The following is a 17,970-nucleotide window of genomic DNA, read 5'->3' on the forward strand; positions in this document are numbered from 1 at the left end:
TTCACGTTTTATGCCATTTAAACTTTCGCGTCGAATAACAGGCTGTTTGCGTTCTTCAGACTGTCGGCGAGTTTCAGCGCTTCAGCAGACGGCAATTGCCGCACCACTTCACCTGTTTCCGTGGCGATCACTTTCACTACCACTTTCCCCGACTTGTCGTCGATGGAGAACTCCAGGTTGCGATGAACCGACTGAAAGAACTGTTCCATTTGCTTGACGGCCGCTTCCAGTTCTTCTGACTTCTTGCCTGGGTCTGAGTCTTTACTTGTCGACGTTTCGGACTGCGCAGAAGCAGCCGGAGCAGAAACGACTTGAGGCGCCACGGCTGGCTTGTCAGCAACCACAGGCACCGCGGGCAACGACTGGACCATCGAATAAGACAAATTGAGCCTGCTACTTATTTCCATGTCCACTCACCTCTTGAACGTAAAAAGCGGGAGAGCACGCAAGCATACTCCCCCGCCAAACTCTAACCGTTATTACTGAAGCAGTTTCAGAACAGCGGATGGCAGCTGGTTAGCCTGGGCCAGAACAGAGGTGGAAGCTTGTTGCAGAGTCTGTTGTTTGGTCAGGTTAGCGGTTTCAGCGGCGAAGTCGGTGTCTTGAATACGGCCCAGTGCAGCAGTGGCGTTTTCGTTAACGTTTTGCAGGTTGGAAATGGTGCTGGTCAGACGGCTTTGCGAAGCACCGAGGTTTGCACGAGTGCTGTTGATCGTTGCCAGAGCAGCGTCAATTGCAGTGATTGCGTTGTCGATGTTGGTGCTGGCGGTGGCGCTGGTGCCAGTGATCGCAACAGAACCGCTTGCAACCGACAGGGAAGTAGCGTCGAACTTGGAGCTCAGAACCAGGTCGATGCGGTTAGCCGAGCCAGTGCTCGAACCTACTTGCAGGGTCATGGTGCCAGCCGAACCGTCCAGCAGGTTTTTGCCGTTGAGGTTGGTCGAAGACGAGATACGAGTCAGTTCGTCGGACATCTGACCGAATTCAGCGTTCAGAGCGGTACGGTCAGCCGTGCCGTTAGTGTCGTTTCGCGACTGAACAGCCAGTTCACGCATACGCTGCAGGATGTTGGTGGACTCTTGCAGAGCGCCTTCAGCGGTTTGAGCCATCGAGATGCCGTCGTTGGCGTTCTTGATTGCTACGGTCTGGCCGCGGATTTGCGACGTTTCGCGGGTTGCGATCTGCAGGCCGGCTGCGTCGTCTTTAGCGCTGTTGATTTTCAGACCGGAAGACAGACGAGTCATCGAAGTCGACAGTGCATCGGAAGCTTTGGACAGGTTCTTCTGAACAGCCAGGGAAGCTACGTTGGTGTTTACGCCTAAAGCCATGATGAATTCCTCGTGAGTTGTTTGCTGCGGCTATCCGGCCCTGGCAAGCGCCGGGTGTGGCCTAGAGAACCTACGTAATGTTTATCGTCGCGGTTGCCAGGAGCTTGAGGGCTTTTTCAAATTTATTTGCCACCAGAGCGCCACCCCCGCATTTTGTTGTCCGGGGATACACAACGTTTCGGCGCACTCCCCGGAAGCTTTAACCTGACCCGGCGATTTGTTAACCAGTTCTCAAAAGACGGGCGCCCCTTGAGGCGCGCCCGGTGTGGTAGCCCTCTCTATAGAGAGGCTTGGGTTATTGCAGGAGCTTGAGCACGGCGGCTGGTAGCTGGTTGGCTTGGGACAGGATGGCGGTGGAGGCTTGTTGAAGGGTTTGCTGTTTGGTGAGCTCGGCGGTTTCTGCGGCGAAGTCGACGTCTTCAATTCGGCCGCGTGACGCCGTCACGTTTTCCACGATATTGGAAATGTTGGAAATAGTAGATGTCAGCCGGTTTTGCTTGGCCCCCAATTCAGCAGTGGCTGCTGAAACCGTCGCCAATGCCTTGTCGATCTGAATGATCGCATCATCGATGTTCTTAGCTGTTACAGCCGACTCCAACTCAAGTTCTGCCTTAGTGGGCTGCAATGGGTTCGCTCGCGCTATACCTTCATAAATACCGGTCCCATCAATTTTGGGGGTGATGTCATTGCCAATTTTTACATCCCTGTTACCCACGACCAAAGCAGTGTTAGTAGCAGGATCTGGGAGCACTGCGGTGACCGCTGGAATATCTGCTTTTGCAGTGAATAGCGCTTTGCCGGAAAAGTCTTCTGTAAGCGCGATATCAATCTGTTCATCAGGACCTGTGTTCGCGCCCACATGGAAGGTAAGGATACCTGCACTTCCATCCAGCAGCTTCAAGTCCTGCCCAAACTTCGTACTGCCGGCAAGACGATTGAGCTCGGCAACTTTCTCGTCAAATTCCTTGTTGGATGCAGCACGATCGCTCGAACTGTTGGTGCCATTTTTCGCTTGAACAGCGAGTTCACGCATACGTTGCAAGATACCAATCGACTCTTGCAATGCCCCCTCGGTTGTTTGAATCACAGAGATTGCATCGTTGGCATTTCTCGCTGCGACGGTGAGCCCTCGAATCTGCGTGGTAAGCCGGGTGGCAATCTGCATGCCAGCTGCGTCATCCTTTGCACTGTTGATACGCAAACCGGAGGAAAGCCTCGTCATGGCGGTGCTTAGGGAGTCGGAAGAGCGGCCCAGATTCCGCTGAACAGACAGCGACGCAATATTGGTGTTTACAGTTAAAGCCATTTTTAATTCCCTCGTTGATAGAAACGGAGGGTTCTCTGATGTCGGGGAAGTCCATTTCTCCCGGAGAACCTACAGTCCCGGTATCGACAATCTGCACATGGGCTTTAACAACAAACACTTCCCGCAGGCTGTACCACCACTACACTTGAAGGGTAATAAAACAGCTAAGTTATTCTCTGGACTGAATATTAAAAAAACTGAAAAAAAGGCCTTTACGGGCCACTCAATTCAGACAGAACTGAAACTAACGTAGGAACTTTCTCTGACTTTTCTTCATTTGGAAAAGGTCAAATCTCAACAAACTCCACTTCCAGCCAATCCGCCACCCCCAACCAATCCTGCCGCTCCTGGCAGGCCAGAATCGCGCCCAACACCCTCCCCCACTCAGCCTGTCTCTCGGCACAGACCCCCTCCATCAGCGGCATAGACCGGTCGATCAGCTCGACCATCTTCAGCGCACCTTCGATATCGCGGCCCAGGCGAAACAGCTTCGCGCATTCGCGGGCTTCTTCTATGACGTCTGCAGGCAAGGTCATGGCGCGGTCCAGTCGGGGTCGAAGTGGGCGCCGGCGATCAACGCACCGTCGCGGCTGGTGTTGAGGAACGTGACCTGCGGGTGGCGGGCAATGAAGCGTTCGAGTTCGATCAGATAGCTGCGGAAGTTGAGCTGGGTCTTGACCTTGTTGCCACGGCCGTCGCGGACCCAGTGTTTGGCGACGCTCAGGGCAGGCCCCAGGTCGCCGTCCTGCCAGCCGGTGTGGGTCTTGCCGCCGGGGAAGGCGAAGTCGGCGCCGAACAGGGTGATCCGTGAAGCGCCCATTTTGACCGCGAGGTCTACCGCCGGGTGAATGACGCTGCCGGCCACATGCAACGTGGCTCTGGGAATTTCTTCACGCAGCCGGGCGTAGAGCGGGCTGGTTGAATAGCCAACGTAGCGCGGGCCTTGCCATGCCTCCAGCATTCCGGCCTCCTGTCCCGGCACGTAGACCAGCGCGATGTGTGCAGACCCTTCGGCGGGCAGATGCCGCGGGGTGATGCGGTGGTCGATGCTCACCACCACGTCCGGTGTGATGCCCTGATTGCGCAGCGGCACGTAGGCCGTGTCGACGCAAATGATCAGCGGGCGGTTCGTGCTGTTTGACGTGATCAAGAGGCGCGGCAAATGCTGTTGCAGACTCGGCCCCGTGGCGATAACGAACACGTCGCGCCCGGGCTGAGTGCCGAACAGTGCAGCGACGTCGGTGTCCCCTTGCAGCAGCGCCCTGCCCTGTTCCAGCAGGCGCGCGTTGTCGGGGGTATCGGCGGCGAACGCCTGATTGTTGAAGCCGACGTGCACTTCGCTGACCAGCCGATCGCGGATCCGTGCGCTGCTGTCGTCGGCCAGCACCAGCTCGGCGGGCAGCGCGAAGAACGGCAGTTGAATCTCGCTGCGGGCATCTGCGTACGCGAGGTTCACGCGGGGGTCGGACAGCCAGTCATCCTGTTCCAGCAGTTGCAGCACCAATGAGAACAGCGCGCCATTGAGGATATGGACGTGCAGCGCTTTCAGAGAATGTTCGCCTAGCAAAACCCTCTGCAGATCACCGAGGCCGGTGCCATAAAGGTGCACGGCGGGGCTGTCGGTGGGGAGACTTTTTGCCTGGGTTTGCGCTTCGCCGAGGCGATCATGGCGGCTGGTGAGCTGGATGCCGCCAATGCTGAGGGTCGATTGTCGACCTTCGATCAACTGCGCAGGAATGGATTCGACGTTTTCGGCGCTCAACCGCTGGGCCACGTCGGGCCAGCGCTGTGCGATCACGGCGAGGTTGCGCTGGAGAATCTCGCTCATGACGGCAGTCCTTTTCCGATGGGAGGTGCAGAAAGCAAAACGGCGACCTGAGTTATCAGCGTCGCCGTTGTGCAGGCTGGAGGCAGCCCGGTGATTCGCTGTCAGGGACGATAAAGGATCGCCGAGCCCCACGACAAGCCCACGCCGAAACCACTGACCGCGATGCGCTTCCACGTGGCGTTCATGACGTGCTTTTCCAGCAGCAGCGGAATGCTGGAAGACACCGTGTTGCCGGTCTCGAGCATGTCTTTGACGAACTTCTCCGGCGACGTGCCGTCCTCGAACCGACGGGCGACCGCATCGACGATGGCCGCGCTGCCTTGGTGAATGCAGAACGCATCAACGTCGGAGGATTGCAGGCCGGAGTCTTCAAGCAATTCATTGAGGTGCGCAGGCACTTTGACCAGCGCGAAGTTGAACACCTGACGCCCGTTCATGTAGAACGCGCCGTCGGTGGTCTTGAGGAACTCCGCCCCCGAGCCGTCGGTGCCGAACTTGGATTTGCCCAGCTGCCACGGGGCGTCGTCGCTCATCCAGGTGGCGGTGGCGGCGTCGCCGAAGAGCATGGTGGTGTTGCGGTCTCCCGGGTCGACGATCTTCGAATACGGGTCGGCGGTGACCAGCAGGCCGTTTTTCAACCCGGTCGCTTCCATGAAGCCTTTCAGCGCATAGATACCGTAGACATAACCCGAGCAACCCAGGGAAATGTCGAACGCGGCGACATGGGTCGGCAGGCCGAGTTTGTGTTGAACGATGGCGGCCGTGTGCGGCAAGCCTTCTTCGTCGCCGTTCTGGGTGACGACGATCAGTGCATCGATGGCGTCCCGCGAGAGACCGGGGTTGTTGGCGAACAGCTGGTTGACCGCTTCGACGCACAGGTCCGAAGTCTCCTGGGTGTCGTCTTTACGCGGCAGAAAAGCGGAACCGATCTTGCCAAGGATGAAGTCCTCATCCTTTCCGAATTTGGCACCCTGGGCGTAATTGTCGACGCCGGCTGTGGGCACATAACTCGCTATGCTCTTGATGCCAATCATCATGGCTTCCCAATAAAAAACTGCTGAACATCACCCGGCGCGGTTAAGCGGGGCGTTGAAAATCCGGGGCTTGCGGCTTGAAAAAAGGCGACGTACACGCCAAAGCGATACCAGAATCGCTCTGGAATCGGCCCGACGACGTCACGGCCCGCCAACACGATACAGTGAAGATGCCCGTTATGACCCACAGGTCACCAAAAGTTTTACAAGCTTTTAGCTGACCGACGGGTGCTGCGCAACATCAGATCGCCGCTCAGACAGGTAATTGACATGAAGATGTCACGGGATTGTGGCGGGTCGGCGAACACCCGCGTGGCTTAAGTGGGACCGGCTTCAGCCGGGAAGAGGCCCTGATCTGCACCCGCGATTCTGAGGTGTGGCGAATGCCGCCTTCCCGGCTAAAGCCGGCCGCACATTAAGATCCACTGCGGCGGATGCACCGGCTCCTTCGCGAGCAAGCTCGCGCCCACAGATTTTGCGTGCGCTGAACATAATGGTCCCTCTCACAAGCTCAGTCGGTCGCGCGAGTGCTAACCCACCCCATCCCAACTTAACGCAGTCCCGCATTTCAGCGCGTGGCGGGCTTTGCGCCCCAGCACGGCATAGATGTGTTTGGGTGCCAGGCCAAGGCCGGGGCGGATGGCGCGGATGTTGTCCGGGGTGAAGGCCTCGCCCTCGGCGATGTCCCGCACCACGTACAACGAGCGGCGGTATTGCAGGGATTTCTGTTCGGCTTCGGTGGCGCCGTACTGCACATGGCCCATGCCTTGCCATGCGCGTTCGGTTTCGATGACCAGGCTGCCCATTTCCGCCGGTTCCAGGGAAAAACTGGCGTCGACCCCGCCGTCGGCGCGGTCCAGGGTGAAGTGCTTTTCGATGACCGTCGCGCCCATGGCCACCGCAGCGACCGACACGCCAACGCCCATGGTGTGATCGGACAAGCCCACCTGGCAGCCGAACAACCCGGCCATATGCGGAATCGTGCGGACGTGGCTGTTGGCCGGTGTGGCCGGGTAGGTGCTGGTGCATTTCAGCAGCACCAGATCCTTGCAGCCCGCGGCCCGGGCCGCGCGCACGCTGTGGTCCAGCTCGGCGATGCTGGCCATGCCGGTGGAAATGATCATCGGCTTGCCGGTGGCCGCGACTTTGCGGATCAGCGGGATGTCGGTGTTTTCAAAGCTGGCGATCTTGTAGGCCGGCACGTCGAGGCTTTCGAGAAATTCCACGGCGGTCTCGTCGAAGGGCGTGGAGAACGCCAGCAGCCCCAACTCTTTAGCCCGTGCGAAGATCGGCGCGTGCCATTCCCACGGCGTATGCGCCTGCTCGTACAGCGCATACAGCGAAGTCCCGGCCCACAAGCTGTTGGGGTCTTTGATGAAGAACTCGCCCTCGGCGATGTCCAGGGTCATGGTGTCGGCGGTATAGGTTTGCAGTTTGAGGGCATGGGCCCCGGCTTTGGCGGCCGCCTCGACGATACGCAATGCCTGATCCAGCGACTGATTATGGTTGCCGCTCATCTCGGCAATGATGAACGGCGGCGCGTCGGGGCCGATGGTTCGCGAACCGATCTTGAAAGACTTCATCGTTGCTCACTCGCTGCATTGACGTCGGCCGGCACTGGGTCCGACGCTAGAAATAAGAACGGGCAGCGGCTCATGCGCCCTGCCCCTTTGCCGCGTTATGGGCCACCTTCGCCAATGCATCAGCGATACGCCGGGCGCCAAGGCCATCGACCAACAACCTCGATTGCTCGGCGAGCGACCGGCGTAAGGGTACATCGCCGCAAAGCTGCTCGACGGCGGCGCGCAAACGCCCGGCCTCAAGCTGCACATGGGGCCCGAGATACACATGCACGCCGGCCTCGGCCAGCAATTGCGCATTGAGCTGCTGGTTGTTCGCCACCGAAATACAGATCGTTGGCAACCCCAGCGCCGCGCGCTCCCAAGTGGTGCCGCCACCGGCGCCGATAAACAGATCAGCCGCCTGCATCCGCGCGAAAAAATCTCCGGTCAGGCTGTGCAAACGCCACTCAGGTCTAGAAGCAGCGAGATCGCTCATCGCTTGCCAGTGGGGGTTATGCAAACCGGCGACGAAATCCACCTGCATGTCATCTAACCCCTGAAGCGCCTGCATCGTGGCGTAGACCTGCCCGGCCGCATCGAAGCCACCGAAGTTGACCAGCACCCGCTCCACACGCGGCTTGATCGCGATGGGCTCGCATTGAAACTCATCGCGGAGCAGGGCAAATCGCGGCCCCAGAAAGGTCTGGCAATCAGGCCCGACCCAGGCGGCATAAGGCTGATCCAGCGCTTGAGCGCTGTAATTCTGGTCCAGCAGCACATCCACCGCGTGGGGCCGATTGGCAAGATCATCAATGGCCATCACCCGATCGGCGAGACCGCGCGCCGCCTTTTCCCATCGCGCATCCAGGCCGTAATGGTCGACGATCAGCCAGTCAAAGGGCGGCTCATGCTCAATCTCTTCGGCAAAGGCAGACAGGTCCGCCTGCCATGGCAACGCCGCTTCGATGTCCTGATCTTCTTCAGCGCCATAGCGTGCCGGCAGCGCATAGGTGGCACAGCCGTGATCCGCCAGCCGCTGGAGCAAATGCCCAGGCAACTCGCGGCAGGCAAAGCGCACGTCAGCGCCATCCCGGCGCAGCACATTGGCGAGCGTCAGGCAGCGGGCGATGTGGCCGCTGCCGATAGTCACCGAGGCGTCGGCGCGAATCAGCACGCGCATCAGTCCAGCTCCCCGCCGGCCTTGAGCGCGGCGTATAGATACTCCGCGCGCAGCCAGTCTTCCGGGCTGTCGATGTCCTGCACCAGATGCCGGGGGAGAATCACCGGCAGGCTGAGTTCGGAAAAAACCGTGTCACCGCGCCGCCAGGCATCGCTGCGGCCCCAGTAGAACTGGCCGGCGTCCTGATACGCCACCGGCAGATCCTGAGAACGCACGCTGCGAAATTCCGGGTGCATGGCGCTCAGGCTGCCGTCGTCGCCAATCAAGAGGGCGCGCTGCACCGGGAAGCCGAAGCTGCACACCGAAAACGCATAGGATTTTTCCGGCGCCGCTTCGAGGGCTTGCACGCCCTGACACAGATATCGCGCCTGTAACAGCGGCGCGGTGGCGTAAATGCAGCATGCGTAATCAAAAGGATCATTCAGGGCGCCGATCGCGTGCTGGATCACCGCCGCTGTGCCGGTAAACGCATCGGCCAGCTCTGCCGGGCGCATGAACGGCACGTCAGCGCCATGGGCACGGGCGACGTTGGCGATTTCTTCATCGTCGGTGCTGACGATAACCTGATCAAACACCCCGCTCGCCAGCGCAGCACGAATGGAATGGGCGATCATCGGCTCGCCGTTGAACAGCTTGATGTTCTTGCGCGGGATGCGCTGGCTGCCACCCCGCGCGGGGATGATGGCTACAGCGGTCATGCTGGTGAGCCTCTCATGGGTTCGTTCGCATCAAGTGGCCGCCGGGGTCGTTTCGCCGAGCAGACGACGCAGCTGATCAACGACGTAATCCTGTTGCGCGTCGGTCATTGCCGGGTACAGCGGCAGGCTGATGGCCTGGGTGTAATAAGCCTCGGCTTCCGGGAAATCACCCGGCTTGAAGCCCAGGTCGCGGTAATAGCGCTGCAGATGAACCGGAATGTAATGCACGTTCACGCCGATGCCTGCCGCGCGCAAACCTTCGAAGACCTGACGATGGCTCACCGAGAGCACGTCAGTCTGCACGCGAACGACATACAGGTGCCACGCTGACTCGGCCTCGGCCTGAAGGGTCGGCAAGGTCAGCGGCAGGTCAGCCAGGAGCGTCTGATAGCGCGCTACCAGCCCGCGCCGCCGGGCCAGAAAACCGTCCAGTTTCCCCAACTGCGAAAGCCCGAGCGCTGCCTGCATGTCAGTCATGCGGTAATTGAAGCCCAGTTCGACTTGCTGGTAATACCAGGGGCCGTGGGACGGTTCGTCCATCTGAGCGGGGTCACGGGTCATGCCGTGGCTGCGCAAGCGGCGCAGATGTTCGGCCAGTTCAGGGCGACGGGTCAGCACCATGCCGCCTTCGCCGGTGGTGACAATCTTCACCGGATGAAAGCTGAACACCGTCATGTCGGCGAATTCGCCACAGCCCACCGGGCGCCCGGCGTAATGCGCGCCGACCGCGTGGGAGGCGTCTTCGATCACCACAAACCCATAACGCCGGGCCAGCTCGCCGATGGCGCGCATGTCGCAGCTCTGGCCGGAAAACGCCACCGCCACCAGTACCTTGGGCAGCGTGCCGGTTGATTCGGCGGCTTCAAGCTTGCGCGCGAGGGCATCGGTGTCGAGGTTCCAGGTCAGCGGGTCGATGTCGACAAAATCCACATCAGCGCCGCAATAACGCCCGCAGTTGGCCGAGGCCAGAAAGGTATTCGGGCTGGTCCACAGCCAATCGCCCTGCCCCAGTCCGGCCGCCAGACAGGCAATGTGCAGCGCTGCCGTGGCATTGCACACCGCCACCGCGAAACCCGCTTCGCAGCGCTCGGCCATGGCGGCTTCAAAGCGCTCCAGGGTCGGGCCCTGGGTCAGCCAATCTGACTTCAGCACCTCGACGACGGCATCAATGTCGGCCTGATCAACGCTCTGCCTGCCGTACGGAATCATGGCTTGACGTCAGCGTGCAGCTCGCCGATCTGGCGGATCGACAGGAAGTCCGGATTGGTGTCGGAGCGGTATTCAAACTCGTCGTGGACCGCCCTGCCCTGTGCGCCTGTCGCGTCGACTGCAAAATCGGTGTCGACGTTGTTGAAGCGGATCGACGGCACGATGGTGTAGTGGTCGTCGAATTCCAGGGTCATGCGCGCGTCGTCCTGGGGCACCATCAGCTCGTGGAGTTTCTCGCCGGGACGGATGCCGACGATCTTGTGCGGCAGGTCCGGGGCCATGGCCTGGGCCAGATCAACGATGCGCACCGACGGAATCTTCGGCACGAACACTTCGCCGCCGTGCATGCGCTCAAAGCTCTGCATGACGAAATCCACGCCATGGTCGAGGGTGATCCAGAAGCGGGTCATGCGCGGATCGGTGATCGGCAGTTCAGCCGCTCCCCCGGCCAGCAGCTTGCTGAAGAACGGCACGATAGAGCCCCGGGAGCCGGCGACGTTGCCGTAGCGCACGACGGAAAAACGCGTCTGCTCCTCGCCACCGATGTTGTTGGCGGCAACAAAAAGCTTGTCCGACAACAGCTTGGTGGCGCCGTACAGGTTGATCGGGCTGGCGGCCTTGTCGGTCGACAGCGCCACGACCTTCGTCACGCCGTTGGCGATGGCCGCCGAAATGATGTTTTCCGCGCCGTTGACGTTGGTGCGGATGAATTCAGTCGGGTTGTACTCCGCCGCCGGCACGTGCTTGAGCGCCGCCGCGTGGACCACGTAATCAATGCCGCGCATGCCCTGCTGCAAGCGATCGGCATCGCGCACGTCGCCGAGGAAGTAGCGCATGCACGGGGCGTTGAATTCCTGCTGCATTTCGTACTGCTTGAGTTCATCCCGGGAGAACACCACCACGCGCCGGGGCTGATAACGCGCCAGCAGCGTGCGGATGAACATGCGACCGAACGAGCCGGTCGCGCCTGAGATGAACACTGATTTGCCGTTGAACATGGGGGAGTCCTTTGACCTGGAGCGACATTGAGCCTGCGACGGTCCGAACCGGATGCGGCGCGGACCGGGTGCGGCTTTAAGCGATCAGTTGCGACCAGTCTGCAGTGGACGGCGTGTCGACCGTGAAACCGCGACCGGACAGGCTCAGGTTCTGGTTATAGGCCAGATCATGAGCGAAGGCCCCGGCCCATTTGCCCTGCAGGCGTGCCAGTGCCTGGGGCGCCTGGGGCGTGCTGCCCGAGTGGTAGACCTGGACCTGCGGCGTCCAGACCGTCAAATAGCCGTTCTGGCCGATCTTCAGGCAAAAATCCACCACTGCGTAAGCATCGCCGAAGTCCGACTCATCAAGCCCGCCCACGGACTCGAAAAGCGCTTTGCGCACCATCACGCAGGCGCCGGATACCGCCGAGTAATTGTGTTCCAGCACCAGGCGCTGCAGGTAGCCACTGGCGTCTTTGGGCTCACCGACAAAGGCCGAGCCGACGCCGCTGTTCATGCCCAGAATCAGGCCCGCGTTCGTCACCGCGCCATTCCGATCAACCAGTTTAGGCCCGACCACGGCGACCTCGGGACGCATGCCATGATTGAGCAGGGCGTCGATCCAGTTAGGGTTGACCACTTCGCTGTCTGCCGACAGCAGCACCAGATATTCCCCTTGCGCCTGCTGCGAGGCTGCGTTGTACAGCGCGGCTTCGCTGAGCACTACGTCGCTGCGCAGGATCCGGATGCGAGGGTTTTGCTGCTGGCGGTCCAGCCATTCATGAACCTGCGGCGACTGGCTCTGGTTGTCGACGATCAGCACTTCGTAGCGCATGTAGCGCGTGCGTTGCAGGACCGCCGTCAGGCAACGCTGCAACGGCTCGAGATTGTCCTGGCTGGGAAGGATCACCGTCACCAATGGACGCTCGCTGTGCCGATAGTCGATCTGCCAGGTGCCAGGGCGAGCCGAGGTGACCTGAGCCTTGTAGCCCAGTGCAGTCAGGTATCGCGTCAGTGCCAGGCGTTCGTCGCCGTTATCGGCCGGCTCACAGGCATCAGTGATCAGCAGTGGCTCGTCCAGGTGCGCCAGCCACGACGGCCCGCCCTTCTCGATGATTCGCAGCAGCAGCTCGAATTCCAGCGCGCCGGTAAAGTCCGGCGAATACCCGCCTGCTTCCAGCAACACCTCCTTGCGGATCAGCCAGTGGCGCGCCATCTGCGCAGGGTTGCGCAGCAAGAGGTCGAGGTTGAAACCAGGGCGCATGACATCCTTCAGGGTGCCATTGGGCTGGCGATGGATTTCGTCGGCCGCCACGGCACGAACATCATCGGCCCCTTGTAATTCAAGTGCTGCGCGCAACAGGCCGCCTGGCAGGAAGCGGTCACCCGCCTCCACCAGCAGCAGCCAGCCGGAGGCGATCTGCCGCGCAATCTGGTTGAGTTTGTCGACGTAGTTGCTTCTGCTGACTTTGACGAAGTGCAGCGTGTTCTGCACGGAGGTGGCCACTGGCGGCTCGCCGGTGGTGAACACAACGATTCTGAACGATGTGCAGGCACCCTCGATCAGGCTGTCGAGGGTGCCCTGCAATTTGCGCAGGTCATCGTCCAGGTCCAGCAGAAAAATGCCGAACTGCGGGCCAGCACCCTCGGCCGCCAGGCGCGCATTGCCCCTGGCGACGACGTCCGCGTCTGGTCGACGCAGCTCCAGCCAGTTCAGCAAGCGGCCGGAGGCGGTGGCGTGCAAAAGTTGCTGTCGATCCTGGGCGCCCACCGCTTCCAGCCGATGCAGCCACTCAGTCATGCCGCGGGCTTCGTCGGGTTCGTTGAGGTGAGCGAGTCGCTCGGCCAACTGGGCGACCACAGCCTTGTTGAATACGTTGATGTCCAGCGCTTCCCACAATCGCTCGGTGATGGTTTGCGGGGTGTCGTTGTCATGGAGCGTGAGCAATTCCTGCTGCGAGACCCACATCCCTTCCAGTTCGTCATGCTGTAGGGCCCCGGCGGGGAGCGCGCCGATCAGGAATTCGATCTCGGCCAACCGATCAAAGAAGGGCTGGTTATAAAACGGCATCTCGACGTACTGGTTGGGGCCGAATCGCCGGACCGGGCCGTTCAGGGGACTTTTCCAGCTGGACTCGACGATCCGTTCGTGGGCAGCCGCGGTGTCGTCCCGCACGCATTTAAGCAGTGTGTTAAAACTGTCGAGCACCAGAGCGCGAGCCCCGGTTGAATCATGGCCGAGGGGCGAAGGTGACATTGACACGAGGAAGTCGGCGAACGACTCACGGGCGGCGCGGGACACAGCGTCGGCATCATTCAGCGCGGCGATCACCTGACCTTTTTGACGGGCCGGCGCGGCGATCACCTCCCGGACGGCATACGGCACTGGCAACAGCCGACCCTTGCCGCTGGCCGCCAGGTACCAACCCAGGCCGATGTCCTGCCAGACCGCAGCGGCGGTTTTCGGAACGGCGCTGTACCAGTGACGCAATAGCTCGGTCCGCGTGACTGCATGCAAGGGGGAGATGAACGCGGCCATGGCCTGCTGGATCCGGTCTTCGCTTCGCTCGGCAGAGATCTCTTCGCGGACCTTCTTGTCGCGGCGGAAATAATCGACCTGGTTGTCGACGGCGCGATAGCTCAGGGAGTAGCCGTGGCAAAACCCATATTCGGGGTGGTCCTGCAAGAAGCTGACACTCTGCGCCAGCGCGTCTTCCATCAGGAAGCCATTGACGTCGGCGAGGGTGACGAACGGCGTGGTCACCAAGCCCAATGCATGGGCGAACGTGTCAGCGGTGGTTGCGTCGGCAAATTGCGGGACATGCAGATAAGTGACGTTCGTGGCCGGCGAGTCATCAGCGGCAGGCGCCTCGGTCGATGCATCGAGGACCAAAATCGGACCGGCATAGGCCCGGTAGTACTGCAGGGTGCGGCGTAGAAAATCAGGCTGATTCCGGGTGAGCACCACCAACGTATTTTGTTCGGTGGCCAAAGCTGTTTTTTTGACGCTGGATCCTTCAGTCGTAACCCCGGACATTGCCCTTCCCCACCCAAATAGAAGTCGAGGTCGGTATTACCGGCCTCACGCGCCGTCCCTCGCGCCTGAAAAGCGCGACGGACAGCAGATTGGAAGGTGGGATTGCAGGAAACGCGCCAGCTTGACCCGGCGCACGCGTCACTGATTTGGCAGAGAGTCCGATCGTCCCCCTACAGCACCGGCGGGTGCCGCCTGAGGTTTTTATCAGTCGGCCAGCCAGCCGTTGACCCAATACTGCAGATTGTCGCCGCGCAGCATGAAGTCGCGCATCACCACGTCGTGCAACTCGTCGCCCATCCGGTAGCTGGCCTGCGGGTCTGCCAGGTGCATGCGGATCGCTTCCAGCCACTCTTCCGTGGTGTTGGCCGTCAGACGGGTGCAGGGCAAATAGCCCCGGTACGCTTCGGTATCAGTGCAAATGACCGGATAGCCACAGGCGCCGTACTCAAGCAGCCGCAGGTTGCTCTTGCAGTCGTTGAAAATGTGGTACTCGAGCGGCGCCAGCGCTAGGTCCAGATTCAGGCTGGACAACTTGGCCGGATAGGCCTCCAGGCTGACCGCCGCGTGAAACTCCTTGAGATAGGGGCGCAGTTCCTGCGGGCACATGCCGAAGAACACCCAGTCCACCTCGTCGGCCAGCTCGCGAATGACCTGGGCGATCACCTCCAGGTCACCGCCGTGGCTGGTACCGCCACCCCAACCGACCCTGGGTTTGAACGAGGTCCGGCGCTGGGCCCGGCGGCCGGTCCACAGGTGCGGTGCCAGCATGTTCGGGACCACGCGGATGTCGTGGTGCATGGACGACAGCGCGTTGCCCAGCGCATGGGTGGACACCACGACCCGGTCGCACAGGCTGATGCCGCGCTTGACCACGGCCTCCAGGTTGGTCGGCATGTGTCGGCCGTGGGCGTTTTTCTTCGGAACGCTGATCACGTAGTCATCGAGCTCGAAAATGCGCCGGGCATTGGAGAAGGTCTTCAGCCGCACCGTGTCCTCCATCGACGCCTCGTGATAGCGGCCCTGCAACACAATCACGTCGGGCGTGCGGCGCTCCAGTTCGATCGTGGTCGGGGCGTCATACGCGATCTGGCCGATGATCCTGTCAGCGGCCGACAGCTCGATGAACGGCTGGGTCACCCGGTAATGGCCGACGGCCGTGGCGTTCATCGGCAAGGCCAGTACGCTGGGCAGCGAGCGTTCGGAAAACGTCGACCAGCCGGTGCGCAGGCCGGGGTCCAGACGAAAACTGTAAGCGTCCAGGGTCAGGCTCGGGTTGTACGCAGGATCCCGCGCAATGATCGGCAGCCAGCGCAGGTAAAGGGTTTCCAGCTCGCGGGTCTGGCGCTGTTGCGCCTGATCGTCGGCTGCTGCGACCGGCGCGGTGCCCAGAGCCATGACCGCGAACGGTGTCCACACCACGAGATAACCGTGCTGGCGCACGCGCAGGCACAGGTCCACTTCGCTGAACGAGTCGGCGAACGCGTCGGCGTCCAGCGCGCCGACCTGCTTGAACACCGACGTGCGCACCATCAGGCAGTCACCCCCCACCGCGCTCAAGTCCTGAACCACTTGCAGCCGTTGCATGTAGCCCGACGCACCCAGAGACTCACCGTAGAAAGGCGTGGCTGCCGAGTTCTGCAGACCAAGGATCACCCCGGCGTGGACGATGGCGCCATTGGCATCGAACAGCTTGCCGCCGACCACCCCGACTTCCGGCCGCTGTGCGTGGGTCAACAACTCATCCAGCCAGTCGCCCTGGGTCACCACCGCGTAGGGATTGAGCATCAGCAGGTACTCGCCGCGCGCCTGACCGGCTGCGAAGTTACGCAGTGCCGTCAGACTGAGACGTTCGGCGCTGTACAGCACGCGGACCTTGTCGCTGCCCATGCTCGCCAACCCCTTCAGCCAGGCCAGTGCCTCGGGGCTGTCGCTGGCGTTGTCGGCAATCAGCAGCTCGTAATGGGCATACGCGGTTTTTTCCAGCAAGCTTTCGAAACAGCGCTGCAGCACCGCCAATTGGTTGCGATGGCTGACGATGATGGACACCCGTGGCGCCTGCCCATGCAGGTAATCAATGCGGTTGAGCAGCGGTTGGTTACCCTGGCGCATCTGGTGAGCAATGCCGCAGCGCTGCAAGTGCGCCTGCACCACCCGCGGGTTTTGCTCGATGACGCCGTCCGAGCCGAGCCACTGACCCAGTGCAAACTGGCTTTCCACCAGCAGATCAGCGACATGCCCGATGACCTCGGCGCCATCGCTTTCGACCAGCCGCCAGATCACATCGTGGGGCGCCAGCTCGCCAAATCCGGCATCGAACCCGCCCAGCGCGATGAACCGCTGGCGCTCGAATACAAGGGCTCGGCCGACGTACGGGTAACTGCGCAGGAAATCCAGGTTGAACGCCGGCTTGAACACCGGCTCTGCCGATTCACCCTCACGCAACGCGCCCTCGTCGCTGTACAGGCAGCGCAGCTCGGGCGAGGTGGCGATCCGATCGGCCAGCGTCAGCAGGGCCGGCGCTACCAGCCGGTCACCGGCACGCAGCAGGTAAAACCAGTCGGCCCCTTCCAGTTGCGCCAGCACGCCATTCAGCTGTTCGGCCCAATCGGCCTGCAATGGCAGTTTGAACAGGCGCTCGTCCCGCTCAGGCTCGGTGACCGATCCCGTGAGCATCACCGTCAGCTCCGGGGGATAGAACTGCGCGGCCAGGCTGTCAAGCGTGAGGTTGCGTCGCGCGCTGCTGCCGTGCTCGTCGATGACAACGGCAACGATTTTCGGCTGCATCGGCAATCGGCGGAGCCGGTCTGGCAGCAGAACTTTCTGGTGATCCGTGAAGGTCCGGCACGCCAGCCACTGTGCGTACAGTTCGGCAAAGCTCTGGCTGTCGACACCCACTTTGAGGGGCAGCACCGCTTGCTGGCTGCCCAGCGTACGACTCAGCGCCAGTTCTTCCCAGACTCGCGGGAGCCGGTCAGCGTGTTCCAATTCAACGTAACGCACCCAGCCCTGGGCGGGCGGAGGCTCGCTGGTGCGGGCCTTGAGCATGTCCACCAGCCAGGTCAGCTCGCTGGCGGCCGCCGTACGCATGGCTTGCTGCCGACTGAGGCGCTCCGGGTGCAGACGCTCGACGCTCAGGACTTGATTGAGCACGATCAGATTGCCGCGACGCAGCAGGCAGGTGTAAAGCGCCAGATCCAGCATGGCGACGAAGCCCTGGCCGCTGCCGGTCAGGGCGGGCAGCAGCTCATCAAGGTCCGCGCGGCGAAACATCGCGCTGCTGAAGCTGCCCAGGAAGTTGGACGGGAAATTCTCGAAAATCGCCAGCATGTCCGTGCCGAGGAACAGCGAGTTCTTGGGCGCAACCGGAGTGTTTTCCAGACGGGATGGCAACTGAATGCTGTCGGCGTCCCACAGAAAGCGCTGGGCCAGCACCAGATTGACGTCGGCGTTGGCATCAAATGCCTGCGCCTGCATCGTGATACAGCCGGGAAACAGGCGATCATCGTCACACAGAAACTTGACGTACTCGCCCGTGGCCTGAGACAGGCAGTGCAACAGATTGCCGACGAAACCCAGGCGCTGCGGGTTGCGCACGTAGCGCAGTTCGACCGTGGTCAGGGCTTTCAGACTGTCGACGATGTCGCTGATTTCGTTGCCACGCGAATCATCGCAAACGATGACTTCAAGACGCTCGTAGCTCTGGGTCAAGGCGCTGGCCAGGGCCGTCTGGAAAAAATGGGGGTTGTAGGCAGGGATGACGATACTGACGAGGGGAACTGAATTCACGGGCAGACTCACGAGCGGCGCCGGC

Annotated in this window: 13 protein-coding genes; all 13 read right to left on the bottom strand. The window is 61.3% G+C overall.

The features are described from left to right. Positions 1-17 precede the first annotated feature (17 nt). On the bottom strand, positions 18-407 hold the full coding sequence (locus FX982_RS23985) for a flagellar protein FlaG (RefSeq protein ID WP_172612867.1): 390 nt from the start codon (positions 405-407) through the stop codon (positions 18-20). A gap of 72 nt (positions 408-479) precedes the next feature. After that, positions 480-1,328: a flagellin domain-containing protein gene (locus FX982_RS23990; RefSeq protein WP_037011586.1), complete on the bottom strand. Its 849-nt coding sequence runs from the start codon at positions 1,326-1,328 to the stop codon at positions 480-482. A 295-nt stretch (positions 1,329-1,623) separates the two neighbouring features. Continuing rightward, a complete protein-coding gene (locus tag FX982_RS24960; protein ID WP_122534868.1) occupies positions 1,624-2,634 on the bottom strand; it encodes a flagellin in 1,011 nt (336 codons plus the stop codon). A gap of 287 nt (positions 2,635-2,921) precedes the next feature. Next, the gene (locus tag FX982_RS24000) at positions 2,922-3,170 is read right to left on the bottom strand and encodes a hypothetical protein (RefSeq protein ID WP_172612868.1); all 249 of its coding nucleotides are present in this window, start codon (positions 3,168-3,170) and stop codon (positions 2,922-2,924) included. After that, positions 3,167-4,462: a motility associated factor glycosyltransferase family protein gene (locus tag FX982_RS24005; protein WP_172612869.1), complete on the bottom strand. Its 1,296-nt coding sequence runs from the start codon at positions 4,460-4,462 to the stop codon at positions 3,167-3,169. The genes FX982_RS24000 and FX982_RS24005 overlap by 4 nt, the downstream gene beginning before the upstream one ends. A gap of 101 nt (positions 4,463-4,563) precedes the next feature. Continuing rightward, complete coding sequence (locus tag FX982_RS24010) at positions 4,564-5,496, bottom strand: ketoacyl-ACP synthase III (protein WP_172613172.1); 933 nt, start codon at positions 5,494-5,496, stop codon at positions 4,564-4,566. 530 nt (positions 5,497-6,026) lie between these two features. Further along, positions 6,027-7,079 (bottom strand): pseudaminic acid synthase, encoded by a 1,053-nt coding sequence (gene pseI, locus FX982_RS24015; protein ID WP_172612870.1) that lies wholly within the window; start codon positions 7,077-7,079, stop codon positions 6,027-6,029. A 70-nt stretch (positions 7,080-7,149) separates the two neighbouring features. Next, a complete protein-coding gene (gene pseG / locus FX982_RS24020) occupies positions 7,150-8,238 on the bottom strand; it encodes a UDP-2,4-diacetamido-2,4,6-trideoxy-beta-L-altropyranose hydrolase (protein ID WP_172612871.1) in 1,089 nt (362 codons plus the stop codon). After that, on the bottom strand, positions 8,238-8,936 hold the full coding sequence (gene pseF / locus FX982_RS24025; protein ID WP_172612872.1) for a pseudaminic acid cytidylyltransferase: 699 nt from the start codon (positions 8,934-8,936) through the stop codon (positions 8,238-8,240). Before pseF ends, pseG begins: the two co-directional genes overlap by 1 nt. Before the next feature lie 30 nt (positions 8,937-8,966). Beyond that, on the bottom strand, positions 8,967-10,145 hold the full coding sequence (gene pseC / locus FX982_RS24030) for a UDP-4-amino-4,6-dideoxy-N-acetyl-beta-L-altrosamine transaminase (RefSeq protein ID WP_172612873.1): 1,179 nt from the start codon (positions 10,143-10,145) through the stop codon (positions 8,967-8,969). Next, positions 10,142-11,143, bottom strand: coding sequence for a UDP-N-acetylglucosamine 4,6-dehydratase (inverting) (pseB, locus tag FX982_RS24035; RefSeq protein WP_172612874.1), 1,002 nt, complete (start codon positions 11,141-11,143; stop codon positions 10,142-10,144). The genes pseC and pseB overlap by 4 nt, the downstream gene beginning before the upstream one ends. A 76-nt stretch (positions 11,144-11,219) precedes the next feature. Continuing rightward, the gene (locus tag FX982_RS24040) at positions 11,220-14,114 is read right to left on the bottom strand and encodes a TIGR00180 family glycosyltransferase (protein ID WP_367948766.1); all 2,895 of its coding nucleotides are present in this window, start codon (positions 14,112-14,114) and stop codon (positions 11,220-11,222) included. A 249-nt stretch (positions 14,115-14,363) separates the two neighbouring features. Beyond that, positions 14,364-17,945, bottom strand: coding sequence for a glycosyltransferase (locus FX982_RS24045; RefSeq protein WP_172612876.1), 3,582 nt, complete (start codon positions 17,943-17,945; stop codon positions 14,364-14,366). Between the last annotated feature and the right edge of the window lie 25 nt (positions 17,946-17,970).

The sequence above is a fragment of the Pseudomonas graminis genome, from assembly GCF_013201545.1.
In the GTDB taxonomy this organism is placed as follows: domain Bacteria; phylum Pseudomonadota; class Gammaproteobacteria; order Pseudomonadales; family Pseudomonadaceae; genus Aquipseudomonas.

Coding starts and splice junctions, on each gene's coding strand:
- FX982_RS23985 (WP_172612867.1), bottom strand. CDS start 407: ATGGAAATAAGTAGCAGGCTCAATTTGTCTTATTCGATGGTCCAGTCG.
- FX982_RS23990 (WP_037011586.1), bottom strand. CDS start 1,328: ATGGCTTTAGGCGTAAACACCAACGTAGCTTCCCTGGCTGTTCAGAAG.
- FX982_RS24960 (WP_122534868.1), bottom strand. CDS start 2,634: ATGGCTTTAACTGTAAACACCAATATTGCGTCGCTGTCTGTTCAGCGG.
- FX982_RS24000 (WP_172612868.1), bottom strand. CDS start 3,170: ATGACCTTGCCTGCAGACGTCATAGAAGAAGCCCGCGAATGCGCGAAG.
- FX982_RS24005 (WP_172612869.1), bottom strand. CDS start 4,462: ATGAGCGAGATTCTCCAGCGCAACCTCGCCGTGATCGCACAGCGCTGG.
- FX982_RS24010 (WP_172613172.1), bottom strand. CDS start 5,496: ATGATTGGCATCAAGAGCATAGCGAGTTATGTGCCCACAGCCGGCGTC.
- pseI (WP_172612870.1), bottom strand. CDS start 7,079: ATGAAGTCTTTCAAGATCGGTTCGCGAACCATCGGCCCCGACGCGCCG.
- pseG (WP_172612871.1), bottom strand. CDS start 8,238: ATGCGCGTGCTGATTCGCGCCGACGCCTCGGTGACTATCGGCAGCGGC.
- pseF (WP_172612872.1), bottom strand. CDS start 8,936: ATGACCGCTGTAGCCATCATCCCCGCGCGGGGTGGCAGCCAGCGCATC.
- pseC (WP_172612873.1), bottom strand. CDS start 10,145: ATGATTCCGTACGGCAGGCAGAGCGTTGATCAGGCCGACATTGATGCC.
- pseB (WP_172612874.1), bottom strand. CDS start 11,143: ATGTTCAACGGCAAATCAGTGTTCATCTCAGGCGCGACCGGCTCGTTC.